The sequence below is a fragment of the Vibrio sp. 1159 genome (genome assembly GCF_033340395.1).
GTDB lineage: Bacteria > Pseudomonadota > Gammaproteobacteria > Enterobacterales > Vibrionaceae > Vibrio > Vibrio alginolyticus.
Genome location: NZ_JAWOWL010000065.1, coordinates 1 through 5,889, shown reverse-complemented (window position 1 = coordinate 5,889; position 5,889 = coordinate 1). Strand labels below are relative to the sequence as shown.

The following is a 5,889-nucleotide window of genomic DNA, read 5'->3' as shown; positions in this document are numbered from 1 at the left end:
GAATGTTTGCGTTTAGAGCGCTTGGATTTAACTGATTTAGATCTGCGTGGCGTGAACTTCTGCGGTTCAGTGATTAAGAACTGTGATTTTAGTGGTGCTGATTTGTCTAATGCCAGTTTTGAGTATACGGAAATCAAAGATTGCGATTTTACCGATGCGTTATTCGTTGAAACGTTTATGTATTCAGCAACGTTCAAGCAGTGTGATTTTGAAGGAGTAAACCTTCTATATGCAAGGGAGCGAGCTGATGGGTTTGAAGACAACAATATCAATGTGAATGTAGGTTTCCCTCAGAAAGCAATCGCAATCAATGTTGATAACACTATCGATGCAGATATTGCGTCAAACGCTATGTTGAAGCTGATCTCTTACCTGATGTGTCAAGGTTTTAAAAATAGATCTCAGTTAATCAGACTTTGTGAGCTGTTCATCAAACCAAAGGTAAATAACGTGATCTCAGAAGCAGCGTATCTGCCGCTTTTTGAAACGACTTATGACTATGTTACCCAACAACAAACAAACCAATAGGAGGGTGAGAGATGTGTAATTACAACAAATTACCTTTCGATGAGTTAGTCGATGTAACAAGTGAGCCAAGTTGCTGGCGCTGCGGTTCAAGTGATTACAGTGCTGATGAAACAGAGTGCCATGGTGATTATCTGAATCAAGATGTTGAGTGTAATGACTGTTATTCAACGTGGCAGTTAGTCTATGAAATTAAACAAGTTTATGTTCCACAGCAATAGGAGGATGATATGGAATTAATGACAAGTATTGAGCAAAAAGCTCAAGCGATTATTGAGAAGAAGTATTTGAGTAAAATCGAAGAGCATAGCCAATGTGATACGTGGGTGGTTGAGCGTGTCGCTAACGATTTAAGTGTCACGCACAAAACGCTGATGTTCTCCATGCTACCAAAATATACAAGAGTGAAGGTGATTGAGAGTTTGATATTCCATGACGCTTTAACTTTCGAACATATAAAAATGGTTGAACATGAGTTGCAAAACACCAGTGATGGGTGTGAAGTTGATGACATGGATTTGTGTACCTATCACCGTGATGTAATGGCTTCTCTCAGCTCTTGTTGTAAGGGAGCGAAATGAACCTATATATCGTTGAGTCACAGTTTGAACAAATTGCAGATGAATGCATTCACTATGCAACGGATCAGCCTATCTACATCTTATCAGGCGATGCTGAAACGCTGCAAGATTATGGCGAGGTTGAGGTTATTTCAGTAGAAAAGCTGTCAGTAACTTTATGCCACTTACCAACATTTAACTTTGACTGTGAAAAAATGGTCAATCTTTTTGAAAGAGTAGATGGTTATGCTGATGATTTTGTCATGCACGATCAAAAAGTCTATGTAGAAATACATAAGGAAGATGGTTTACGTCCTGTCGTTATCGATCTCGTTGAGAATTGGTACAATGAGGTGGTTTATACGTTTAAAGCTGATGATGGTCAAACCTATTGTATTGATGCTGATCTGACAGATTTTCAGAATGTTGTTGCTTGTATGCAGCTCGACCTAAAAACATTAATGAGAAGGTATGCACTTGGGTGGAGCGATGCTTATACAAGTTGGTTACAGACAGGTGATGATGATTATTTAGCACCGTTGGACAATCTTATTGATCTGGAACTTAGTCGACTGACGTTTGATGATATTGCAGAAAAATTACGACCGTTAGATCAGCTTCCAGACACTTATATTTATATCGAACTGTATGAATATGAAGATTTAGAGCAATTTGTCATGAACAAGAACTACTCATCTTTGGCTAATAGTATTCTTACTGATGGATTGAATGGACTGCGGCCTTAATTAGAGTTTAAAGATAGAGGCATTAATATGTATCTTATCAGTTATTTATGTCCATAAAAGACCGCTTGATGCGGTCTTTTTGTTATATCGTCAATCGTCTCTTTGGCTGTTCCGTCTTTAAACGCTCCATTTCGACATTCTTTTTGTCTGCCTGTATCAATTCATCTACCTTGCGAGAAAGTGGCTTAGAAGCGGTGCTGTCGAGCTTATAACGTAAGTTTTCATCGGTAACAAGTTCCAGGCCATTCTCAACCTCACGCAAACCAGTGATGTACTTCCCAATTAGTGATGTAAATTGGTCGTCAAACTCTGCTTCTTCAGCAATATAGCATTGTAGAAAAAATTGAGATTGATCTGTTAAATCTAATCGTTGTGTCTCTTGCTCTAATTTCAGCGTGTGGCTTTGCACTTGTCCAGCGATGTAGTTTTGGGCGTCCTTCGCTTTTTTGCAGACAGATAGCAATACTTTCTTTTGGTCAGCAAACTGCTGAGTCCAGCTGTCGAGGTAAGCAGCATGGGAATTGAATGTTTCTAATCCTTGATCAAGGCACATAAATAACGTGGCTGTTTCAGCGATCAATTCTTCTTTTGCATAACCTTGAGAGCCGAATGGGTTGCCTAACTTTCTGTCTAATCTTGAAGGGTGGCCAGTGCTGTGGCTAAGTTCATGCAAAATAATGGCAAATCTCGCTTTATCGCTTTTGAACTTACCCCTTGGTGGTATCACGATGTGATCTTCTTTAACACTGTAATAAGCTCGGTCTTCGTCTTTCTCAATGACGGGAACGCCCATAGCGTCAATGATGAGCTCTGCTTTTCGAACAAAAACAGAGTCTTGCTCGTCTTCATTCATGACTCGACTGGCTAACGTTTCTTGTTTGGCAAAGTATGGTTGGCCATTGATATATGATTCTGGTAATAAATGTTTGATTGTCTCTATAGGAAAAACACGATAACCACGTAGGCCACGCCTTGCTTCAAAGCCCTTGTCTTTCATTTCCTTGAAGCTCATACCCTTAGTCAGTTTTTCGAACTGTGCCTTGCTGATTTTCTCGCCGTCTTTAGCGTAATTTTCCAGATATTTCACCACGATATTTTCCAGTTTGATACCTTTTAATGGCTTGTCTGGATCAAAATCATCTGACTTTTCGGGTAGTTGCTTTTTGTGCTTCTCCAGTAGTTCAGAGGCTTGTTTGAAGGTGCTGTAAATCGGCACTTTGGTAGCGCTGTGATGCTGCGCTTCTAACAGCATGATGATGTTGATTCCGTTGTATTCATTACCGAAGAAATTGATTGGTAATGCGTTTAACGTTGAGCGATAGAAACTCACCTCTACGTCACTGTCAGAACTTGGCTTCTCGCCTTTAGGTTTTGAGAAAAAGTCGAATAATCGATCTAATACTTGGTCTTGCTGGCTTTTTTTGTTCTTAGTGCTGCCAGTAGCACTCGATTTGGATTTACTCATAAATACACTCCTTTGTTGATGAGCCTACTTATGTCGTATCACGCTTTTTAATATCTCCAAGTTACTGAAATTATTGACGGTTGGATTTTCTTTAAGGTATTGGGTTTTTGCTTATTTGGTACTTGTGAAAATGATCAGACTCTTGTTAAAAGCTCGATTTGTGGTATGCCATTTAGTAACGAATGGAGGAAATAGGATGAGAAATGCGTATGCCCAATTGATGATACAAAAGAGTAAATTGTTGCTTGAGCAACGTCCTGAGTTATTCGAACAATACGTTGCTTTTGCCAAGACGTTGGAAAGAACAGGCGATAAGAATATTGTGGCTGGCTTGTTACAGTATTTCTATGAGAAAGACTTGCTAAGACCAGAGCTAATTCTGGAAGAACGCAGTCCGTTTGCAGCTCAAATGCTCTTTAGTTTTGAGCAGTATGATTTGTTTAAAGCTATGCTGATGGAGTATCAAGATCACGAGCAGATTGGTTTGTATTTGGTTGACAATGGCTTTGACTTGCCCGACTGGGTGTTTGATTCGTTTAATCAGTCAATGCCTTTAAACCCACAGAGAATGGCTGAGATTAAGCAGAATTACCCAGCAAACCAAGTTGTGATTGGTTCAAGTGTTGATGCCCCAGAAGGGTTCTATTTTTCAGACAAGATTCTGGCGAGTTTTAATGGTGAAGCTCTGCCTGTTGTGGTTTTTGATGTGTTAGATGAGCCGAAAGGAACAAATAAAATTCTCTCTCTGGATGCCTTTCGTGAGTTGCAGTGTAGCTCTACCATTTCCACTGCTGATAACGGAACGATGATCAAGGAATATAATGAGTTAAAGCAGCAAAAAGAGTGGTTAACTGACCACCTTGAACTACATAATGATACAACATTGCGTGAGAGTGTCTATTACCACAACGGTAAGCCAAAACTCCTTGCTTCACCTGTTACAGCTAATAGTGTGCTATTAGGTAAAAATCCCAGTGTTGATGAATTGGTTAACGCTCTATTGGTCGTCAGAGATAAACACATTCTCTCTTTCCCGTATCAAGAATTGAGCCTTGAAAATCTGCGTTTGGCATTGGAAGTAATCAAACAAGATGCGTTGTTTGATTTGGAAAAGATCACGGTAGGTGAAAAGGTCAATCAGCGTGTCAAACTGACGGTGCAGCAAGTTTGTTTTCCTGAGAAGGCATTGGTTCAAGCGCAAGATAACCCGTTTGAGGGGGTTGAGCTGAAATTGAACGTACCAGTTCTAAACGATGAACCAGAAGTACCAGATTACGAAGCTCAAGTAATCGCAGATTTAAAACGAGAAGTTCAAGAAGGGCTTGATGATGAGCAAAGGGCTGAAAAACGTAAGGTGAAGCGTTCAAAGGGACTACGCTATGACTAAAAAAGAACTATTAACGCTGAGTTTCTTTGGTCATTTATTTTATAGTGATTTTGAAACAATACCGTCAGCACAAGACGACTATTCCGCATTTGAAAATGCCTATCTTGATTTAAATGAACCATTTGTCTCGTCGATGTTTGAGCGCTTGAATCTGGTTCTGGTTGAAGCGGTTCAAGAGTCGAAAAGGGATAAAGTAGGTGAAGCAGTGCAAGCGGTTAAACAATCTTTTCTGACTTGCCAATTTCAATGCCAGAATGAACCTTATTCTTTCTGGTATGGTTTTGGTGCTACTGATTGTAATGAAAAATTAGAGTTGATTCTGGCGAATCCATCGGTGGCACAGCTTTATGTTGAGTGTGAGAAAACCATTGATAAACTGTTCTTCTTCGAACAATCTAAGCAAAGTAAAACAAAGCCTCGATTGAGGCTTCGTTAACCGTTCTGTGTGGCTATGGCCTGCGATAAACATGCTTTAATGACGTAAATCTCAGGAAAGGTGAGACGCAAGTTGTAGATTTTAAAGCACGGTGTGCAATGCTGGAATATTTGCCCAAAACTCATGGCTTCCATTACCAGTGCTTCAAAGTCTCGATCTACTTGATACTGATAAAACCTACGAAATCCATTTGCCATTCTGTCATTCGCTTCTTGATAGGACGTTTCATCAGCATAGTGCAGCGCAATGAGTAGTTGTGATACGTCTTTAAAGTCGATACCGATAGCAGCCAGCTCTTGCTTGAACCTCTGCCATAGATCTTTGTTGCAACGGGCATACTGAATAGCAGTGAATAAGTCATTAGCGTAAACGGTTGTCGCTATGTGGAGGCGTGAATGTCTTTCAAACATTGCTTCATACAGCTCAGTAATACCGTATGCTTTACTTGGGTTAATGCCTGTTTTAACGTGAAACTCTTCTGTTACTTGTTGATAAAAAAGCTGTTGTGCATGATGGTACTTTTTAAACTGCTTGATGTTACTGTAGCTGCGTTTTCGTTTAGCTGTAGTAAGCCAATACTGCCTCATGGCAGTGATATACACTAACTTTCTGTACTGCTGCAAAAAATCCACATAGTCATAATCAGACAATAGACAAATGTCCTCGACAGTCAGGTTGGATGTATAATTATTTAGTTGATTAATTATGGATTTCATCATTGACCACCCTGAGTTTTTCTCTTTATGAAACCCGCAATTTTCTTCTGTTCG

At 39.8% G+C, this 5,889-nt stretch carries 8 protein-coding genes; 6 read left to right on the top strand and 2 right to left on the bottom strand.

Translation table 11 applies throughout. The features are described 5' to 3' along the window. The 4 genes from R7127_RS25680 to R7127_RS25665 all read left to right on the top strand — a co-directional run. Window positions 1-528 (top strand): pentapeptide repeat-containing protein (locus R7127_RS25680; protein ID WP_318148642.1); only part of this gene is annotated, 528 nt, incomplete at its 5' end. Between the two features lie 11 nt (window positions 529-539). Next, a complete protein-coding gene (locus R7127_RS25675; protein ID WP_025573885.1) occupies window positions 540-746 on the top strand; it encodes a hypothetical protein in 207 nt (68 codons plus the stop codon). 9 nt (window positions 747-755) lie between these two features. Continuing rightward, on the top strand, window positions 756-1,106 hold the full coding sequence (locus tag R7127_RS25670; protein WP_318141775.1) for a hypothetical protein: 351 nt from the start codon (window positions 756-758) through the stop codon (window positions 1,104-1,106). Then, window positions 1,103-1,831, top strand: a complete 729-nt coding sequence (locus R7127_RS25665; RefSeq protein ID WP_318141774.1) for a hypothetical protein — start codon at window positions 1,103-1,105, stop codon at window positions 1,829-1,831. The genes R7127_RS25670 and R7127_RS25665 overlap by 4 nt, the downstream gene beginning before the upstream one ends. Before the next feature lie 82 nt (window positions 1,832-1,913). Here R7127_RS25665 and R7127_RS25660 read toward each other — a convergent pair whose 3' ends face one another. Next, the gene (locus tag R7127_RS25660) at window positions 1,914-3,296 is read right to left on the bottom strand and encodes a zincin-like metallopeptidase domain-containing protein (RefSeq protein ID WP_318141773.1); all 1,383 of its coding nucleotides are present in this window, start codon (window positions 3,294-3,296) and stop codon (window positions 1,914-1,916) included. A 196-nt stretch (window positions 3,297-3,492) separates the two neighbouring features. Between R7127_RS25660 and R7127_RS25655 the strand changes: the two genes are divergently transcribed. After that, complete coding sequence (locus R7127_RS25655) at window positions 3,493-4,683, top strand: hypothetical protein (protein ID WP_318141772.1); 1,191 nt, start codon at window positions 3,493-3,495, stop codon at window positions 4,681-4,683. Beyond that, the gene (locus tag R7127_RS25650) at window positions 4,676-5,119 is read left to right on the top strand and encodes a hypothetical protein (protein WP_318141771.1); all 444 of its coding nucleotides are present in this window, start codon (window positions 4,676-4,678) and stop codon (window positions 5,117-5,119) included. The genes R7127_RS25655 and R7127_RS25650 overlap by 8 nt, the downstream gene beginning before the upstream one ends. Here R7127_RS25650 and R7127_RS25645 read toward each other — a convergent pair. Further along, on the bottom strand, window positions 5,116-5,889 hold a 774-nt coding region (locus R7127_RS25645), incomplete at its 5' end, for a hypothetical protein (protein ID WP_318148641.1). The genes R7127_RS25650 and R7127_RS25645 overlap by 4 nt on opposite strands.

Bases quoted from the DNA above. Each gene is read 5' to 3' on its own strand.
- R7127_RS25650 (WP_318141771.1), top strand. From the start codon at position 4,676: ATGACTAAAAAAGAACTATTAACGCTGAGTTTCTTTGGTCATTTATTT.
- R7127_RS25665 (WP_318141774.1), top strand. From the start codon at position 1,103: ATGAACCTATATATCGTTGAGTCACAGTTTGAACAAATTGCAGATGAA.
- R7127_RS25660 (WP_318141773.1), bottom strand. From the start codon at position 3,296: ATGAGTAAATCCAAATCGAGTGCTACTGGCAGCACTAAGAACAAAAAA.
- R7127_RS25655 (WP_318141772.1), top strand. From the start codon at position 3,493: ATGAGAAATGCGTATGCCCAATTGATGATACAAAAGAGTAAATTGTTG.
- R7127_RS25670 (WP_318141775.1), top strand. From the start codon at position 756: ATGGAATTAATGACAAGTATTGAGCAAAAAGCTCAAGCGATTATTGAG.
- R7127_RS25675 (WP_025573885.1), top strand. From the start codon at position 540: ATGTGTAATTACAACAAATTACCTTTCGATGAGTTAGTCGATGTAACA.